Origin of the sequence: Dactylosporangium sp. CA-052675 (assembly GCF_050947935.1) — a bacterium.
In the GTDB taxonomy this organism is placed as follows: Bacteria; Actinomycetota; Actinomycetes; order Mycobacteriales; family Micromonosporaceae; genus Dactylosporangium.
Map to the genome: position 1 here is coordinate 7,501,458 of NZ_CP192010.1, position 16,838 is coordinate 7,518,295.

11 protein-coding genes are annotated in these 16,838 nt (G+C 72.9%); 6 read left to right on the forward strand and 5 right to left on the reverse strand.

What is annotated here, in order from left to right:
* Nucleotides 1–53: 53 nt before the first annotated feature.
* On the reverse strand, nucleotides 54–731 hold the full coding sequence (locus ACQP1P_RS33435; RefSeq protein ID WP_350614277.1) for a Crp/Fnr family transcriptional regulator: 678 nt from the start codon (nucleotides 729–731) through the stop codon (nucleotides 54–56).
* A 99-nt stretch (nucleotides 732–830) separates the two neighbouring features.
* On the opposite strand from ACQP1P_RS33435, the gene ACQP1P_RS33440 reads away from it, so the two are divergent.
* Nucleotides 831–1,157: a putative quinol monooxygenase gene (locus ACQP1P_RS33440; RefSeq protein WP_433077032.1), complete on the forward strand. Its 327-nt coding sequence runs from the start codon at nucleotides 831–833 to the stop codon at nucleotides 1,155–1,157.
* Nucleotides 1,158–1,164: 7 nt separating this feature from the next.
* Here the strand turns inward: ACQP1P_RS33440 and ACQP1P_RS33445 are convergent, their stop codons facing one another.
* Nucleotides 1,165–2,952: an Hsp70 family protein gene (locus ACQP1P_RS33445; RefSeq protein ID WP_433077034.1), complete on the reverse strand. Its 1,788-nt coding sequence runs from the start codon at nucleotides 2,950–2,952 to the stop codon at nucleotides 1,165–1,167.
* A 209-nt stretch (nucleotides 2,953–3,161) separates the two neighbouring features.
* On the opposite strand from ACQP1P_RS33445, the gene ACQP1P_RS33450 reads away from it, so the two are divergent.
* From ACQP1P_RS33450 to ACQP1P_RS33470, 5 genes are read left to right on the forward strand one after another with little or no spacing between them, the layout of a single operon-like run.
* Nucleotides 3,162–3,992 carry a hypothetical protein gene (locus ACQP1P_RS33450; RefSeq protein ID WP_433077036.1) on the forward strand — a complete coding sequence of 277 codons (831 nt, stop codon included), beginning with the start codon at nucleotides 3,162–3,164 and terminating at the stop codon, nucleotides 3,990–3,992.
* A complete protein-coding gene (locus tag ACQP1P_RS33455; RefSeq protein WP_433077038.1) occupies nucleotides 3,989–5,359 on the forward strand; it encodes a hypothetical protein in 1,371 nt (456 codons plus the stop codon). Before ACQP1P_RS33450 ends, ACQP1P_RS33455 begins: the two co-directional genes overlap by 4 nt.
* The gene (locus ACQP1P_RS33460; RefSeq protein WP_433077040.1) at nucleotides 5,359–5,658 is read left to right on the forward strand and encodes a hypothetical protein; all 300 of its coding nucleotides are present in this window, start codon (nucleotides 5,359–5,361) and stop codon (nucleotides 5,656–5,658) included. Before ACQP1P_RS33455 ends, ACQP1P_RS33460 begins: the two co-directional genes overlap by 1 nt.
* Nucleotides 5,655–7,544, forward strand: coding sequence for a hypothetical protein (locus ACQP1P_RS33465; RefSeq protein ID WP_433077043.1), 1,890 nt, complete (start codon nucleotides 5,655–5,657; stop codon nucleotides 7,542–7,544). The genes ACQP1P_RS33460 and ACQP1P_RS33465 overlap by 4 nt, the downstream gene beginning before the upstream one ends.
* Nucleotides 7,541–9,730, forward strand: coding sequence for a hypothetical protein (locus ACQP1P_RS33470; RefSeq protein ID WP_433077045.1), 2,190 nt, complete (start codon nucleotides 7,541–7,543; stop codon nucleotides 9,728–9,730). The genes ACQP1P_RS33465 and ACQP1P_RS33470 overlap by 4 nt, the downstream gene beginning before the upstream one ends.
* Nucleotides 9,731–9,797: 67 nt before the next feature.
* Here ACQP1P_RS33470 and ACQP1P_RS33475 read toward each other — a convergent pair whose 3' ends face one another.
* From ACQP1P_RS33475 to ACQP1P_RS33485, 3 genes are all read right to left on the reverse strand, one after another.
* On the reverse strand, nucleotides 9,798–11,204 hold the full coding sequence (locus tag ACQP1P_RS33475) for a DUF4407 domain-containing protein (RefSeq protein WP_433077047.1): 1,407 nt from the start codon (nucleotides 11,202–11,204) through the stop codon (nucleotides 9,798–9,800).
* Nucleotides 11,205–11,435: 231 nt separating this feature from the next.
* On the reverse strand, nucleotides 11,436–16,184 hold the full coding sequence (locus ACQP1P_RS33480) for a carbohydrate-binding protein (RefSeq protein WP_433077048.1): 4,749 nt from the start codon (nucleotides 16,182–16,184) through the stop codon (nucleotides 11,436–11,438).
* Nucleotides 16,181–16,822 (reverse strand): hypothetical protein, encoded by a 642-nt coding sequence (locus ACQP1P_RS33485; protein ID WP_433077050.1) that lies wholly within the window; start codon nucleotides 16,820–16,822, stop codon nucleotides 16,181–16,183. Before ACQP1P_RS33485 ends, ACQP1P_RS33480 begins: the two co-directional genes overlap by 4 nt.
* Nucleotides 16,823–16,838: the final 16 nt, after the last annotated feature.

Genomic DNA, 16,838 nt, shown 5'->3' on the forward strand with positions numbered 1-16,838 from the left:
CGCCGGGCCACCGGCACCGGCGGCACCGGGGCGGGCCCGGGCGCGCCGGTGGTTCAGACGCGGGCGCGGCGGGCCAGGCGCTCCGGGTCGGCGATGACGACGCTCTTGCCCTCCAGGCGGATCCAGCCGCGGGAGCTGAAGTCGGCCAGCGCCTTGTTCACCGTCTCGCGGGAGGCGCCGACCAGCTGGGCCAGCTCCTCCTGGGTGAGGTCGTGGGTGACGCGCAGGACGCCGCCGTCGCGGACGCCGAACGGGCCGGCCAGCTGCAGCAGCTTCTTCGCCACGCGGCCCGGCACGTCGGTGAAGATGAGGTCGGCGAGCGCGTCGTTGGTGCGGCGCAGGCGGCGGGCCAGCACGCGCAGCAGCTGCTCGGCGATCTCCGGGCGGCGGACCAGCCAGGAGCGCAGGGAGGCCTTGGTCAGGCGGGACGCGCGCGAGTCGACGACGGCCGTGGCGGTCGCGGTGCGCGGGCCGGGGTCGAACAGGGCAAGCTCGCCGACCATGTCGCCGGGGCCCATGATCGCGAGCAGGTTCTGCCGCCCGTCGTGTGCCCGCCGGCCGAGCTTGATCTTGCCCTGCAGCACGATGTACAGGCTGTCGCCGGGCTCGCCCTCGTTGAACAGCACGTCGCCGCGGCGCACGTCGACGTGGTCGAGGCCGCGCGCGAGCTCCTCCGCGGCGTCCGCGTCGATGCCCTGCATGATCCCGCTGCGGGCGAGTGCCTCGTCCATCGACCGTCCTCCCCCACCGGCAATGCGCCCATTCTGGCATGCTTCACCACCCGCGACTTCCCTCGACGCGGCAGAATCCTTGGCAGGAAAGGAGCACTCATGATCTTCATCACCGCGAAGTTCCGCGTTCTGCCGGAGCACGCCGAGAACTGGCCCGGGATCGCCGGGGCGTTCACGGCGGCGACCCGGGCCGAGCCGGGCTGCCTCTGGTTCGACTGGTCCCGCAGCCTCGACGACCCGAACGAGTACGTGCTGGTCGAGGCGTTCCGCGACGGCGAGGCCGGCGGCGCGCACGTGCACTCGGAGCACTTCAAGGAGGCGCAGCGGACATTGCCGCAGTACCTCCTGGAGACCCCGCGCATCGTGAGCACCACGGTCGAGCAGGACGACTGGTCGGAGCTGGGCGAGCTCGCCGTGCGACGCTGAGCGCGGCTCAGCCCGGCTGCACGATGGACCGGTCGATGAGCTCGATGAGCTCGGCCCAGTCCTCGAGCAGCTGGGCCCGGTCGACGCGGGCGAGCTTGCGCCGGGCGGCCCGGGCCGTCGGCTCGTCGCGGTGCCGGCGCAGGATGTCGTCGACCTGGTCGATGGTGGTGTGCTCGCCCACGAGGTCGTCCACGTCCGGCAGGTCGAGGAAGATCCCCAGCTGGGCGGCCAGGTCGCGGCAGCGGCACACGTAGGCGGGCAGCCAGCCCTCCGGCGGGCCGCTGAGGTGCTCGGGCAGCAGGTCGAGGTCGAAGGTCAGCTCGGCGGCGCCGTCGTTGCGCACGCGCGAGCCGGGGGTGGCCAGCAGCGGGTCCTCGGCCGCGTGCGCGACGGCGTAGCGGGCCAGGGCGTTGCCGTCGGAGAACACCAGCAGCCGGCCGTCGGCGTCGGCCGGGAAGACGTGCTCCATGACCCCGAAGCCGGCGTGGAGCTGGCCCCGCAGCGTGACGCCGGTACACGAGGGTGTACTGAGCGTGATCAGCTCCACGATCGTGATGACGGCGCCCGGCACGACGGGCGGCACCGGCATCGGCATCGGCGCCGGAGCCGGGGCCGGGGCCGGGGCCGCGTGGGCCGGCGGGGTCCAGACGGGTGGCGACGGGGTCCAGACGGGTGGCGGCGGGGTCCAGACGGGTGGCGGCGGGGGTGAGACCGCCGACCAGGCCGGGCCGGCCGCCGGTGTCGGGGCGCCGACGAGCAGCGGGTCGATGCTGCCGGCCGCCACCACGAGCTCGGGCTGATCGATGATCGCCGGCGGGACGGGCAGCGCCCGGTGCAGCATCGTCGCCACCAGCGGCATCCGGCTCGCCCCGCCGACCAGCACCACGCCGGCCAGCGGGCGCAGGGCGACCGGGCAGCCGGCCAGGGTCGCGGTGACCGCGTGCAGGGTGCGCTGGACGATCGGCGCCGCGAGCGCCTCGACCTCCGCGCGGGTGAGGATCTGGTCGGTCTCCAGCACGGGCAGGAACAGCGTCGTCGTCGCGACCCGCGACAGCATCTCCTTCGCGGTGCGCACGTCGTCCCAGAGCTGCCGCCGCGCGGCCCGGTCGGCGACGGAGACCGGGCTGTCCAGCCGCGCCCACAGCTGCGGCGTCCCGCACCGGGAGCGCAGCAGCTCCACGATCGCGGCGTCGACGTCCTGGCCGCCGGTGTCGTCGAGGCCGCCGGCGGCGAGGACCTCCAGGGGCGCGCCGGGGGTGTACCGCACCACGGCCACGTCGAACGTGCCCGCGCCGAGGTCGTAGACGAGCAGGTCGGCCGGGCCGGTCGCGTGCCGCCGGAGATGGAACGCGGCCGCGGCGACCGGCTCGGGCACCAGCCGCACCGGCGAGAGCCCGGTCCTGGCCGCGGCCCGCTGCAGCACCGCCCGGCGGGCGGGGCCCCACGACGCCGGGTGACAGACGGTCAGCCCCGCGAGCGGCGCCCCGGCGATCCGGCGGCCCTCGGCCGCGGCCCGCTGCAGCAGCGCGCCGAGCAGCGCCTCGACCGGCACCTCGGCGCCGAGGAAGACCGTCCCCTCGTCGACGCGGCGCTTCGGGCTGCCCTCGAAGCGCTCGGGCCGGGCGCGGGCGGAGTGGATCGCGTCGCGCCCGACGAGCAGCGCGCCGTGTTCGTCGGCGAAGACGGCGGACGGCAGCAGCGGTGCCCCGTCGAAGAGCACCGGCTCCGTCGCGCCGTCGTCCCGCCGCAGGAACGCCACCGTGCTCGACGTTCCGAGATCGACCCCGAGTTCCACCGCGTCCCCCTCGCCCCGGCTGTTCGCTCATCGAAGTCACCGGCGAGATCGGTGTCAAGCAGAATGTATTGAAACAACGAAATACTTCATTCGGAATGGCACCGGCCGTTTTCCGGACCTACCCGCCGATCCGGTCTCCGGGCGACCTGAATGGCGAATGCGGGCCACCTGGCCCCTGCCCTACGGTGAAACGAGCCTGGTGATCGCGCATGCGATTGCCGGGCACCATCGTCGTCGCGGTTGCCGCACCCTCGCCGGAGGCCAACGTGGGCGGGACCGAGCCGGGTCAGAACATTTCCGGGGCTGTCCTCGATTCGATTGTGCTGCTCGCCCTCGAGCGATCACTCGGCGCCTATTGCACCGAGGCCCGCAACCACCGGGACGCGGGCACCCTGCTCATCCGGGCCGTGGTCGTCACCATGCGGCCACCGGCCGAGCCGGGCCTGTTGCAGAAGCTGGCCGGCCGGATCGTGCGCGAGCATCTGCCCGGCGCCCGGGTCCGGGTGCACATCGACCGCCAGGACAACGTCGCCGCGCCGGGCTACCGCATCACGCTGCACCCGCCGCTGCCCGGGCCGGGCACCGGGCCGACCGGTACCGCGACGATGCCCGAGTCGAGCGGCCCGGACACGGTCCCATACCGACCGGAGCCGGCGCCGGTCGTGACCACGGCGGCCGCGCTCACGCTCGTGTACGGCGACTGGCGCTGGCGGTATCTGCTTCCCGAAACCGACCAGTGGCTGCCGTTCGGCCGGGGGCTGGGTGTCACCACGGGCGCGATCGTTCGCATTCCCGACTTCGTCGCGGTGGTGCCACGCGGGCGCCTGCTCCTGATCCGCCACCATGCCGGCGTCACCCGGTTGCACCGCTGCAACGAGCGGCGCGACTACCTGGTGCGCGTCGACGGTCGTGCCCTGCCGCCTGGGCACTCCCTGCCGGTCGGCGCCAGCGGCCGGATCACCTACGGCCAGGCGGCTGTCCGCACCGGAACCGGGCAGAGCGAGGTCGGCTACAAGCTGTCCCCCACGGAGGTTCGATGACGCTGCAGGAGCCGGATCTCGTCGTCAGGCTCAAGGGCTCCGGCTGGCACGCCGAACTGGTGGTGGACCCGCCGGTCTCCGCCGAGCCGCGCACGGTGCAGTTCAACGTGCCCGACCCCGGCGCGCCGGACGGGATGCGGCTGATCAGCACCGGGGTGCGCTACACCGAGGCGCACAGCCGCCAGGCCTCGCACTGGCAGCGCTGGCACGTCAAGATCTACCGCTGCGACGATCGCACCGACACCGAGGCGCTGCGCTACTACCTGCGCCAGCAGGCCTCGGACGTGCAGGGTGCCAACGCCGACCTGCCGGGCGAGGAGGACCGCGCCCCGATCGAGCCGCCGTGGGCGGTCGTGCCTGTGCACATCGTCAATACCGACGGCAGCACCGAGATCCTCGACGGAACGGTCCAGACCGAGCTGGAGCTGGCCCCCGAGGACCTCCTGCGGCAGGTGCGGGGGGTGTACCCGAGCTGGTTCGGCGACGACGTGCCGACCCCGGACCTGTACCTGCTCGCCGTGTCCCCGTGGATGAAGCAGCTGAACTGGGCGCCGTTCCTGGCGCGGCCGGCCGTCCAGCAGCTCAACGACTTCATCGGCATGGGCTCCGGCCTCGACGCGCTGCACCGGCGCGGGATGGTGCACTGCGACATCAAGCCGGACAACGTCTGCCGGTACAGCACCGCGAACTCCTCCGGTTTCGTGCTCATCGACATCGACGCGGCCACCCGGCTGAACCCGCCGCCGGCCAAGCTTCGGCTCACCCCGGCCTGGGCGTACGGCCGCGTGCTGCACGGCCAGCGCAGCGCCCAGGTGCTGCGTGCCCACGACCGGTTCGGCTTCGCCCTGGTGGTGCTGTGCACGCTGGCCGGCCGCGAGTGGGTCGAGAAGACGCTGCTCACCGATCTCGGCGGTGGCCGGCGGGCGGCCGACGAGCGCGACGAGGTCCGCTCGGCGCTGCGCCGCCGCTGGCAGAACACCGCCGAGCTGCGCTGGGACCCGCTCATCGAGGCGGCGGTGGAGCCCTTCGGCCGCGAGATCGAGCATCTGGACTGGTCGGCGTTCCAGTGGGTGAACCGGCTCATCGACGCCGAGCGCGCCTGCGTCGTGCGCAGGCCCGGGCCGCCCGAGCAGCCGAGGACGCCGCGCTCGGAGGCGATGCGGCGGGAGCTGGACGGCATCCGCCACAGCGCGCTGGCGCTGCCCGGCCCGCTGCCCGCCCGGGTCCGCCACGGCTACGAAACCGTGCGCAGGCGGGCCTGGGAGCTGGCGGTGCTCAGGGCGCTCGTGACCAGCGCGGCCTACGCGGCCGCGGTCGTCGCCGTCGTACTGGTGTTGGTCGTGATCGGATTCGGAATGGGCGGCTGATGGAGCTGGCAGGAATGCGTTTCCCGGGACGAGAGCACCTGCGTCGCCGGGTCGAGCAGGCGGTCGGACCGGATTCGGAGCTGACGAGCCTCGGCCACCGGTTCGGCGACTGGCTGCACGCCGGCCCCGCCGCGCCCCCGGCCACGGTGGAGGTCGTCGAGGCGCGTCTCGCCGGCTACCTGGAGGCGGCCGCGACGGCCGGCCGGGAATGGGGCACCCGGGTCGGTCTGCTCGCCGGGCTGGCCCTGCTCGGCGTGTTGTTCGTGCTGGCGCTGCTGTCCTGGGCGGTGTTCGGATGATCGCCCGCCTGCAGGATCTGTACGCACGCGTGTGGCCGCCACGACCGCGCCGGCCCGTGCCGCCCGCGAACGGCGGCTCGGGCTCGGGCGGCAACGGCGCTGGGACCGGTCGCGGCGGTGGCGGCGACCATCAGCTGCTGCGCCGGTTCGGCCGCACCTGCCCGGCGTGCGGGGCTGCCCTCGGCGCCGCCCCGGTCATGACCGACAACGGCCGGTTCGCGTTCCCGCCCTGCTTCCGGCTCGAGGTCGGACCCATGGCCACCCAATCACGGCGCTTCCCCTGGCGTCTGTCGGTCGTCGGCCACGACTTCCCGATGCCGTTCTCCACCGATCCGCGGTTCAACGATCTGGACATCGACTACGTGTACCTGCTGTGCGGTGGCGGGCACATCTTCCCCGACTCGGCGCCGGTGCTCGATCGGCCGGGCGTGAACGCCACGGAGCACCACGTCGACGAGTACAACATGATCGCCGCGATTGGGGCGCCGGCCAGCGGCAAGACCTACCTGCTCCTGCGCACGATGCACCAGAACCTGGACAACCCGCACAACTTCCTGCCGGCCCAGGACGACGGGCGCATCCGCGAATACCAGCTCAGCCCGCTGGAGCAGATCCCGATGCGCAGCCGCTCCTCGATGTACGCCCAGACCCTGGCCGTGGGCGACGCCATCGAACCGACGATGATGGACCGCTGGGGCCGACCCGAGGGCATCCTCAAGGAGCAGCTGCCGGAGGTGCTCGACGCCATCCAGGACGTCATCCGCCGGACCGTCGTGGACGGTCAGCGGCGGGCCGCCGAGTGGGGCAAGGGCTTTCGGCAGCCACTGGTCATGCGCACCCAGTGCCGCACCCGGCGCACCTGGACCGGCCTGGCCGACCTGCCCGGCGAGATGTTCGACCCGGACGACGGCTCGCCCCGGGAGCGGGTGAAGCTGCGCGACTACGATGCGCTGGTCTGGGTGATCGACCCGCTCGTCTCGGCCTCCATGGACCGTTTCGCGGAGGACAGCCTGGCCGAGGAGAGCGCGTACACCGACGTCCTCGACGGCAGCCTGCGCCCCGGCACCACGCACGCCGTGGGGCAGGCCGTGGTCAGGAGCCGCCGCGACCACGTGCAGACCGAGATCGGCCGCCGCCTCACCCTGCTCGACGGAGAGGTTGTCGCCGACCCCGGCGCCGGCGTCCAGCTGCTCGTCGCCATCACCAAGAGCGACCTGCTGCACGCGGTCCTGCGCAAGAAGGACCTCGACCACCTCGGCCAGCCCGGCGAGGTGCTGCGCGGCGTCGCCGGCTACCTCGCCGTGCTGACCCGCTCCCACCTCGACGGGGCCGTGCACGTCGACCAGGCGGCCGGGTCGCTGCTGCAGTACCTGCAGGCCGGCGTCGCCGTCGACGAACGGGTCCGCGAGGCCCGCTGCCGGCAGGTCGCCGAGGGCCTGATCCGCTACTACTCCGAGCCCGGCAACTTCTGGAACCTCGCCCACGAGGGCCGCGAGGACCACATCGACATCCCCGACGGAGACGACCCGGCCTGCAACCCGTACACCATCCTCGTCCCCTCCATCGGCGGGCATCTCGACCGCGCCCAGCGCCGCGACGCCATCGGCCACATCCAGCTGCGCGACGTCGTCATGTCGGCGCTCGGCTGCGGCATCACCTACGGCCTCGGCCACGAGTGGACCTTCTACAAGCTCCTCCGCGAACCCTGGCTCCGCCTCCGGTTCTTCCTCTGCTCGCCCCTCGGCACCGTTCCCCGCGCCTTCGACGACGCCGGCAATCCCCGCCTGCGCCCACTCGAGTCCACCGCCACGTTCCCCCGGCTCCAGGACCGCTCGGCGGCGCTGAGCCAGCTGCTGCTGGCAACCCTCGGAAAGGCACAGGCATGACAGCGAACCTCATCGCGTGGGCCGACGTCGAGGGCCGGGGCTTCGCCCCGATCCGGGCCTCGGACACGGCCTCGTCCGCGGCTCCGGAGTTCTGGGCGGTCGCCGAGCGACTGATCGATGACGCGGTCGTCCAGCCGGCGGTCCGTTCCACGCTGGACCATCCGGTGTACAGCCTCCGGGCCGTCACCGTCCCCCGTCATGGGCGGTACTGGTGCTTCGCCGAGCAGGGGCGCGGCGGCCACTTCGGGGTGGCCGGCACCTGCCGGTTCAAGTTCGAGCCGTTCGCCGCCGGTGCGCAGCAGGCATGGGCGGAGGGCATCGCCGCGGTCGGTGGCAAGGAACCGCTCGCGGCCGGTCATGCCGACGAGGCAGGCGTCCGTCATGCGCTGAACGGCCTGCTCTTCGGCCAACCGCTCCTGCGCCTCCCCGGTACCCCGGCCGAGGCCGCGATCACGATCTACGCGGTCCTGGGCGTCCTGCCCAAGGCGGTCGCGGCCGAGTACACCTGGTCGACCTGCCCGCTGCAGGAGCCGCGCCCGAACCTGGTCACGGCGAACCTGCCCGCCGACTTTCGGACCGGATCACCGCTGGACCGGGTCATCGACCGGATCCGCTGGTCGGTCCCGCCCGGCGCCGAGGCCGTCGCGCGCCGGCTCGGCACGCAGGCGCATCGCTCGGCGTTCGAGCTGCTCGTGAGCCGGGCGGTCCGCCTGCACCACGACCCGGACCTGCTCGACGCCCCGGCGGAGACCGTCGAGGAGCTGGTCGAGCACACCGCCACCAACATCGCCTTCCCGACCCCCGAGACCGTGCCGGACCTGCTGCGCGAACGCGAGGGTCGCCGGCGCTTGGCCGACTTCCCGCACGAGGTCACCAAGTGGGCCGAAGGCAGCCCCGAGGCGGCTCGCCGCGCCCTGGTCAAGCTCGAGGAGCCCGGCCTGCGCCAGGCGATCCTGCTGCCGCTCTTCGACGCGCTGCTCGACCGGCCCGGGGACGCCGGCACCGCGAGCCTGGTCCACGAGGCGGAGCCCGACCCCGAGCACCTGGCCGACACCATCCGGGAGCGCAAGCGCGCGGGGCTGTGGACGGCGCCGGACTCCTGGCTGGACACGCTGGGTGTGTCGCCCTGGAAGCACCACGACCTCTTTATCGATCCCTCGCCGCACCTCGTGGCCGAGCTCGCCGGCCCGGGATTCACCCCGCGGGCCCGGCAGGTGCTGCTGGCCCGCGGCCCGAGGTTCGCCCAGCACGTGCTCACGCAGATGCCGAAGGTCGGCCCGGCCGCCGCCGCCGGCCTGGTCGCCGCGGCCGCCGAACGACCGGCCGAGGGCGCCGCGCTCGACCCCGGTGACCTGTACCGCCTCGGATCCGTGCTCATCGCCCGCGCCGACAGCAAGCCGGCGGAGCGGTGGCTGCTTGACTTCGACGCCGCCCTCGGCGTCCACCAACCGCCGCGACCGGCCGTCCGGCAGGTGCTCTACGGCGCGGTCAACGACATGCTGAAGCGTGGCGGGCTGCGCGACCCGCACCTGGCGGAACTGATCCACCGCTCCGCGATGCACTCCGCCCACCACAACGAACCGATGCCCGTGATGGTGAAACGGCTGCTCGATCAGCCGCGGACGACGGTTCCCGCGCACCGCGAGCCCGACCCGCAGACCGGCACGGGGCACCCGGAAACGGGTCCGCGGCGTGGGGGTCGTGTGGCGCTGGATCGGCGTGAGAAGGTCCGGTGGGGCATCGCGGCCGGCACGGCGGCAGCCCTGGCCGGCGTGGTGATCTGGGCGGGCGTGCGCAGCGGCGAGCAGCCGGGCGGGGAGTCCGCGAGCGGGGCGCCGGTCGTGACCGGCACGAGCCCGTCGAACCGCTTCAGGCCCGGCGAGCCCGCGGCCGCCGACACGATCAAGGTCTCGTGGGACGGCACGCAGAAGGCCACCGACAAGGTGCTCGGCGAGCTGCACACGCTGCTGGAGAAGCTGCCGCAGCGGCGGGTCGTCTACGTGATGCTCGGCCCTGCCGGACCCGATCCGCAGACCGCTGCCCAGAGCGCCCTCGCGCTGCAGGCCACCCTGCAGCAGGCCCAGCTGCCGGAGCTCGCCGACGCCCGCTACGTCGTCGCCGCGCCCACCCCGGCGGCCGACCAGAAGAGCTCGATCGAGCTGACACTCATCACCGAGGCGCAGTAAGCGCCGGACACGAGATCGGCCCCCGTCCGGCAGGGCGGGGGCCGATCTCGTGTCCGGGCAGATCAGGTCAGCGGGGCTGGTATGTCCAGCCCCGCGTCGTGCCGTCGTCGCCCGTGGTGTCGGGGTCGTCGCCGTCGGGGTCGGCGAAGCCGTGCTCCGGGGCCGGCCACGGCGACGTGGAGACCGGCGCGGTGCGCTGGCGGACCCGGCCGTTGCGCGACGGTTTGCCGTCCGCGCCGACGTGCATGGTGTCGTGCAGTGTCGTGCGCAGCTGTTCCCGCGCCTCGCGGGCCGCCTCGCGTCGAAGTCTTCGTTCGTCGGCGGCGCTGCGGATGCTGTCGGTGACGATCTCCGAGGCGACCTCGCCGTAGGCGTCCTCCGCCTTCTGGACCGTCTCGACGCGGCGCTTGTGCCGCACGCGCGACATCAGCTCCTGCTCGCGGGACTGGCGCGCCTCGGCGCGCTCGTAGGCGTTGCCGTGCGAGACCAGCTTCAGCCCGATCGCCGCGCAGTCCAGCGCGATGAGCAGCAGCGCGGTGCCGAGATAGAACACGCCGACGCCGAGGAAGTCCGAGACGATGAGGTGCCACATCGCGGCCGTGCGCGCGCCGAAGCCCGAGTTGGCCTTGATCACTTGCAGGTTCTCGTCCTGGGCCTTGGCGATCAAGCCGTCCAGCTCGCGCTTGCGGGCGGCCCGGGAGTCGCGACTGGCCTGCTGTTGCTGGCGCAGCGCGGCCGCCTCGTCGTCGAGCTGCTTGGCCTCGTCGCGCAGCTGGTTGGAACGCTTCACGAGCGAGTCGCAGTACCCGCCCGCCGGGCAGCCGCTCTTGTGGGTGACGCCGTCGCCCTCCGAGTCGGCCAAGGCCTGCTTGTAGATGTCGGCCGCCTCGGAGCGCTTGTCCGTCGCCGCCTTCGTCAGCTTGTTCACCGCGTCGTCGTCGGCGGTGTTCTGCGCGTCGATCCTGACCTTCTCGTCCTCGTAGCCCTTGATCGCGCCCGCCGAGCGGGCCTGCTCCGCGGCGACGTTGTGCTTGTCGTTGAGGTAGTTGTCGATCTCACCCTTGTACCGGTCCAGCATGAGCGGCTCGGTGATGACGACCGCGACGAGCAGCGCCAGCACGAACCGGCCCAGGTAGAGGCCGACCGTGCGCCGCTTGACCAAACGGCTGGGGTCCTCGTTCTCCAGATCGTCGAAGTTCGTCGCGACACGGCCCACCACCGCGCGGTCGTAGGCGATGACGGCAAGCGCGATCATCGGCCCGACGAGCCACCGCCACCACGGGTGGGTGTAGTTGGCGCTGGTGTCGATGAATACCGCACCACCCACCGTCGCATACGCGAAATAGAGGAGAATGAACACGCCGATCGCGGAGTAAAGCACCCGGTCCGAGTGCGACCGGACATTGTCCGGATTCACATTCGCAACGCGTAAGAGAAATCGGCCACGGGGGCGCGCAACGGCATCGTCGGGCACGGCTGGACACCGGATTCCAAGAGGCGATGGGAATGCCTCGATGGTACGGGCGGCCGGCCTTTCGGCGCGTTCTGCGAACGGTCGGCTCTAGCCGTCCGTTTCACCGTGCCCGTCGCACGATCTTGCACGTGAAGATGGCCGCAGGTATGGGTCGTTCCGGCAATCGCGGTTCCGGGACGCCGGAAGCCGGCCGGGCTCTTGGGCCCGACCGGCTTGCGAATCGGGTGCGGTCTAGGCGATCGCCTTCCAGGGGCCGTTCGGGTCGCCCGGGGTCTGGTTGCGGGTCCACCAGGCGGCGCGGTACCGCTTGCCCTGGTACACCACCACATCACCCGAGTTGAAGATGCGCGTGGCGGTCCACAGCGCCACGCCGTCCTCGGTCATCGCGAGCTCCTGCCACGGCCCGTTGGGGTCGCCCGGCTTCTGGTTCTGGGTCCACCACGAGGCCGTGAAGACCCGGCCGTCGTAGGAGATCCGGTCGCCGCTCACGTAGACCCTGCTCGCCGCCCAGGCCGCCGGCGCGTTCACGGTGACCGTGACGGTGGCCTGCGCGGCGTCGAAGGAGTCGGTGGCCGAGAGGGTGGCCAGCAGCGTGTGCGGGCCGGGCGCGAGCCCCGGCGGCAGCTTGAAGGTCACCGCGTTGCCGCTCAGCGCCGCGCTCCCCCGGACCTTGTCACCCTCGCGGAGCTCGACCGTGCCGGCGACCGGCAGGCCCTCCGCGTCCGCCTTGACCGTGACGGTCGCGGCCGTGCCCCAGTCCACCGCGGCCGTGGTCGCGGACAGGTTCACGTGCCCGCGGGCGGTGCGGAACACGGCGGGCTGGGCCGCCGCCACGCCGCCGTCGGCGCTGCTGGCGGAGACCAGCCAGGCGTACGACGTCGCCTGGGCCAGCCCGGTCCAACTCACCGTGGCCGTGCCGCCCGGCGTCACCCGGTCGGTGCCGATCGTGCCCGCGGGCACGTACGCGGCGAGCGAGTCCGTGGTGAAGGACGTCTTGCGGCTGGTGAGGTCGACCGGCAGGGTCAGGTTGTCCTCCGCGCCGTTGTAGCGGGGCTTCGTCTGGCTGCCGTCCTGGCGGATGTCGTACTCGGTCGCCCCGTAGTTGTTCAGGAACGGGGAGTACGTGTCGATGTGCATCTCCGCCCGCTTGACGTCGAACTGCAGCAGGCGCAGGAAGCTCGCGCCGAACTGCAGCCGGTCGCTCGCCTTGTGCTCGCTCACCCCGTCGCCGTTGACGTCGATGTTCCCCGCCGCGTCGACGAGCGACGGCCACAGCTCGCCGGCCGGGACCGTGTAGAACTGGTAGTCCGCGAGCAGCTCGACGACGTCGTGGGCGACGGTGACCCCGACGCCGGTCTTGAGGTTGGTGCCGACGCCGTGCTCGTGGCCGGCGAGGACCAGGAAGACGTTCGGGTTGGCCTCCACGACCTGCTTGTACAGCGGCGAGCCGTCCGGCGCCGAGAAGTCCGCGCCGCGCCCGTCGGGGTTGCTCGACGGCTTCAGGTAGTCGTGCGAGAGCAGGATGCCGTTGCGGTCCTTGTAGCGCTTGAAGATCGAGTCGGCCCACCTGGCCTCCTGCGGCGTGACCCCGTAGGACAGGCCGACGGCGACGAAGTCGAGCCCGCCCGCCGAGAACAGCACGTAGTTGTTCTGGTTGTCCTTGCCGGGCACGCCGTTCTGCTCGTCCCAGGCGTGGTACTCGGTCCCGGCCGGCCAGGACTTCGCCACCTGGTAGTAGCGGGAGGCGCTGAACGTCCGGCTGAACCGGGAGTCGGGGCCGGTCTCGGCGCCGAGCTGGTCGTCGTGGTTGCCGGCGATGACCTGGTTGACCACGCCGTGGTCGTCGAGGATCCGCTGGTAGCCCGAGGCGAGGGCCAGCTCCTTGTCGACCTGCTCGTCGAGGCCGGGCCGCAGCAGCGTGCCGTCGGCCTTCCTGGCGAGCGGGTCGTAGTAGTCGTTCTCGATGACGTCGCCGGTGTGCGCGGTGTAGGCGATCTTGCGCCCGGCCGCGTTGTCGGCGATCCACTGGGTCGTGTCGCGGTAGGCGGCGGCCCAGATCGCCTGCTCCTCGGCGGTCTCGACGTCGGAGGGCTCGGCCTTGCCGTTCCAGTTGTCGTAGGTGCCGCCGGCGGCGCCCTCGGTCAGGTACTGGGTATCGGTGAAGTGCGCGAGGGCGAAGTCGTAGCTGCCGGGGTCCTCGAGGTGGTCCTTGTCCCGCTGGGCGGTGGCGTCGCGGGGCGAGAGGTCGTCGGCGAAGGGGTCCTCGCCGGTGACCATCACGTGCACGGTCCCGCCGTCGCGGTAGCCGTCGCCGAGCTGCGCCGTCAGGACGGTGCTGTGCCCGGTCTGCCCGCGGGCGCTCGTGAGCACGACCCACCGCTTCGCGGCCGGGTCCCACACCCGCAGCGCCACGACCCGCTCGGGGTCGATCGTGCCCTCCCAGCGCAGCGTCGGATCGGCGGCCGTGCCGATGCCGATGTCGTACCGCTGAAAGACCACGTCCCGCGACGAGGGCGTGGCGAGCGAGCGCCCGTCGAGCGGCCGCAGCGAGCCCACGTCGACGCTCGTGTCGTGGGCGACGTCGAGGGCGGCCGGCACGGCGGTCGCGGTGCCCTGGTAGCCGCCGGTCGGCAGCACCATGTCGGCCTTCGTGAACGTGGCGGTCAGCGCCACCCCGGCCGCGCCCGGCACCTTCGCCGACAGGTTCGCGCTGGGGTGGTTGGCGCCGGTGACGCTCGCGGTGAGCTCGGTGGGCACGTCGGGGATGTTGGCGCTGGTGAAGTGGATCTCGCGGGTGGCGGTGTTGCCGAGCGTGTCGGCGGCCGTGACCGCGATGGTGTGCGCGCCCGCGGGCAGGCCCCGGCCGATCGGGTCGCCCTGGTTGACCGCCCGGCCGTCGAGCGTGACGACCGGCTTGCCCGCGACGCCGGTCGCGTCGGTGACCTCGACCTCCAGCGCGACCGTGGAGGTGAGGCGCTGACCCTCGGCCGGGACGCTCTGGGCGACCCGCGGGGCGGTGTTGTCGACGGTGAAGCCGCGGGTCGAGGTCTTGTCGGACACGACGGCGGTGATCGTGTGCCGGCCGTCGTCGACCTTCGTGGTGTCGAGGTCGGCGCGGCGGCCCGCGGCCGGGGCGCCGGCGATGTCGAACAGCACCGTCTTGTCCAGGGTGGCGTTGAACGAGCTGCCGCAGGTGCCGTCGCCGACGTACACGGTGACCGGCCGGCCCGCGGCGTAGCTGGCGGAGCCGATGGTCACGGTGTTGCCGGCGGTCATCTTCGTCAGCTGCGTGGCGGTGCCGGTCGCCGGGGCGAGGGCGAAGTCGCGCAGCGTGAAGTCGTCGTAGTTGTCGCAGCCGCCCGGCTTCGCGCTGCCGTGGTCGCTGCCGGCGACGAACTCGACGACGTTGACGCCGGGCACCAGCCACTCGTTCGGGAAGGCGAGGTCGGCGATCTCCTTCTCCCAGATGCCGAGGTCGAGCGGGATGCCGTTGATGAGCACCTTGTTGTCGAAGCCGCTGTCGGCGCCGTTGCCGCCGACGAAGACCCGCAGGTGCGCGTCGCCCGCGGCGGCCAGGGTGTCGACGGTCCGCGCGGTGGGCGCGCCGGAGACGTCGAAGTGGAACTCGGCCTCCTTGTTGACGCCGCAGGTCCCGTCGCCCAGGGCCAGGGAGGCGTCGGTCGTCACGGTGCTGGTCTCGCCCGTCCACAGGTACGTCGGGCCGTTCGTCACCGTGCCGGCGGTCCCGAGGGCCAGCAGCGCCGAGGTGCGCGTGATCCGGAAGTCGTCGTGGTTGGCGCAGGTGGCCCCGTTCGACGTGCCGTTGTAGTCGCCGGTCTTGATCCGGATCACGTTGTCGCCGTTGTGCAGGAAGCGGTTGGGGAACGGCAGCGCCACCGTCTCCTGGCCGGCGACGCCGTAGTCCCCGCCGAGGTCGACGCGGTTGCCGTTGACGAGCAGGTAGTTGTGGTACTTGGCCTCGACCGAGTTGCCGGCCTCGACGGTCAGCCCGAGCGTGGCGGTGCCGGCGGCGAGCGTCTCGGCGTTCTCGGCGGCCTTGCCGTCCACGGCGAGGGAGCTCACGGTGCCGGAGCCGCCCGCGGGCAGCGCGGCGATGACCGGACGGGTGCCGCGCACGAGCGCGCCCTCGGCCGGGGTGATCTTCGGCGCGCCGGCCGGGGCGTTGTTCACCGCGACCGCGACCCGGGCGGTGGCGCCGGACTTCGTGGTGGCGGCGACGGTGTGCGAGCCGTTGGCGAGGGAGCGGGTGTCGAGGTCGGCGCCGAGGCCGGCGGTCCCGCCCGGGGTGCCGGACACGACGAACGTCAGGTCCTGGGTGAGCAGGTGGGGGCTGCTGCCGCAGGTACCGTCGCCGAAACTGTAGCTGAAGGAGTTCTGCTCGCCGTCGGCCACGACGCCGACGAGGCTGAGGCTCAGGCTGCTCAGCGGGAAGTCGTCGTAGTTGGGGCAGCGCAGGCCCTCGCCGTCGGGCAGCGTCTGGACCCCGGCGGCGGCGGCGTTGGTGGTGTCGACCCAGTTCGCGCCGGCGTGCACGGTGATCGTGTTCGCGCCCGGGTGCAGCCAGGCGCCGGGGAAGTCGAGGGAGCCGCTGCGCCCGCCCGGGATGTCGGGGAAGTAGACCCGGTCGGCCTCGGCGGTGTGCTCGTTCACGGTGATGTAGTTGTGGTACCTGGCCTCGGTACCGTTGCCGCCCATGTCGAAGGCGAAGTGCGCGGTGCCGGCGGTCGGCTGCGCGGCCACCGGGGATCCGTCGACCGTCAGCGCCGCGACCGAGTCGTTGTCGATCGTCGGCTCCGCCTCGACCCGCACGGTGCCCTCGAGCGTCTGCCCGTCCCGCAGGTTCAGCAGCGGTGCGCCCGTCGAGGGGGCGGTCTCGGCGTCGGCCGCGGCCGGTCCGACCGCGACGATCGCCCCGCCGACCAGGGCGACGGCGAGCAGCCGCCGCAAGTGGTGCCTCATCTTGCTCCTTTGCGGATCTTCCGGATGACGAGGACGGCGGCCAGCAGCACGCCGACGACGAGACCGATCTGCAGCGCGGCGCTGCGGCCCAGGTGCCGCTCCGGCGCCGGCCCGAGCGGCCAGTCGTGGGAGTCCGCGCCCTGGCGGTAGACGGTGCGCTCGCCGGCCGGGCCGGTGGCCAGGGTCTGGTACGCCGGGTTGAGGTCGGTGAGCGTGCGCACCGCGACCGTGGCGGTGCCGACCGGGCCGGGGCAGGTGAAGTCGATCGCCACGCCGCCGCGGGCCAGGTCGGCGGGCGGGCGCACGGTGCCCGGGCACGCCCTGCCGTCGCCGGTCACGGTGATCTGCCGGAGCAGGTAGGCGGCGAAGCGGCCGGAGGGGCCGATCGCGGCGGCGTCGGCGTCGCGGTAGAACACCGCGCCGTCGAGCATGACGCGGTCCTTGGGCAGCAGGCCGAGAAAGACGCCGAGGAGCACGAGGTCGTCGCGGCCGCCGGCCTTCCAGCGCACGTGGACGACCTCGGGCCGGGCCGGGTCGGCGTCGATGGCGACCGTCTGCGGGTCGCCGAAGGGGTGCGCGGCGGCCGGCCCGGGCAGGGTGAACAGGGCGATCAGGGCCGCGGCGAGACCAGCCGTCACGGCCCCGACGAGACGG